2 protein-coding genes are annotated in these 1,611 nt (G+C 32.4%); both read left to right on the top strand.

The genetic code is table 11. The annotated features are described in order from the left end of the window. Window positions 1-1,084 (top strand): non-hydrolyzing UDP-N-acetylglucosamine 2-epimerase (wecB, locus tag VLM92_RS03255; protein WP_325274917.1); only part of this gene is annotated, 1,084 nt, incomplete at its 5' end. Next, the coding region (locus tag VLM92_RS03250) for a hypothetical protein (protein ID WP_325274916.1) at window positions 1,081-1,611 on the top strand (531 nt) is incomplete at its 3' end. The genes wecB and VLM92_RS03250, both read left to right, overlap by 4 nt.

Here is a 1,611-nt window from a genome sequence, read left to right as displayed (position 1 = left end):
GCCTTTAGTAAAAGCATTTGGAAAAGAGACTTCAATTTTATTAAAAGTATGTGTAACGGCACAACATAGAGAGATGTTAGATCAGGTACTTGATATGTTTGACATTACTCCTGATTATGATTTAAACATTATGAAACCAGGACAAGATTTATTTGATGTAACATCCAATGTTTTATTAGGTATGAAAGATGTATTGGCTGATTTCAAGCCTGATATTGTGTTGGTCCATGGAGATACGACAACTACAAGTGCCAGTTCTCTTGCAGCTTTTTATCATAAAATAAAAGTAGGGCATGTGGAAGCGGGGCTTAGAACCGGTAACATATACAGTCCTTGGCCCGAAGAAGCAAACAGACAGATAACAGGAGTTTTAGCAAACTACCATTTTGCCCCAACCTCTACAAGTGAAAATAATCTTCTTAAAGAGAATAAAAACAAAGATAATATTGTAGTAACCGGCAATACTGTTATAGATGCACTTTTTTTAGCTTTAGATAAAATAGAAAAGAGTTCGCAACTAAAAAATAAAATCATTGCATCTATCAATTCTCAGTACCAATTAAATGATACTAAGAAATTGATACTTGTAACCGGGCATAGAAGAGAGAATTTTGGGCAAGGATTTATCAATATCTGTGAAGCACTAAAAACACTAGCGTTAAATAATCCTGATGTTGATATCGTTTATCCCGTTCATCTTAATCCAAATGTTCAAAAACCTGTTAAAGAAATACTATCTGATGTATCAAATGTATTTTTGATAGAACCACTACAGTATGAAAACTTTATCTATATGATGAGTAAAGCATATTTTATCATCACTGACTCCGGTGGGGTTCAGGAGGAAGCTCCCAGTTTGGGAAAACCGGTACTTGTAATGAGAGATACTACTGAGCGGCCAGAAGCAGTTGAAGCAGGAACAGTGAAACTGGTAGGAACACATTCGCAAACCATCATAGAAGAGGCACAAAAACTTTTAGACGATCATAGTGAATATGAAAGAATGAGTAAAGCGCATAATCCGTATGGTGATGGGAAAGCTTGTGAAAGAATTGTAGATTTCATAAAAAGGCAGCACAAATGAAAAGTCTAAAGGTGGTACATTGTGCAAACTTTAGTGAATCAAAGTTGGGTCAAGTATTTTATTCAATTGATAGAAAAATAACGAATGGTTTAATCAGAAATGGTCATTTTGTTTATGATTTTAGCTATAGAGAAGTAGCCAAAAATTCAACTTTTTTGAAGCGAAAAAAACTCGGTACAAAAAAAATGAATCAAAAACTTATAGATACTATTCTCAATATCAATCCAGATTTACTTTTATTAGGGCATTGTGAATTAGTATATGCAAGTACTTTAAAAAAGATAAAAGAATCTTTTCCAAATATTAAAATTGCCATGTGGTGGGTAGACCCTTTTGATAGAATAACACATATAAATGATAGATTGCCATATTTAGATACTTTTTTTGCGACAACCTCTCCAAAATATTATAAACAATTTTTTACGAATAGAACAAATTTTGAGTATATGCCAAATATGTGTGATGATTCTATTGAAACGTTAAAAGCATTTGAAAATAAAGCACATGACTATGATTTAATTTTTATT

The organism is Romboutsia sp. (assembly GCF_035470145.1).
Taxonomy (GTDB): Bacteria; Bacillota; Clostridia; order Peptostreptococcales; family Peptostreptococcaceae; genus Romboutsia_D.
This window is presented reverse-complemented; position numbering and strand designations above follow the sequence as displayed.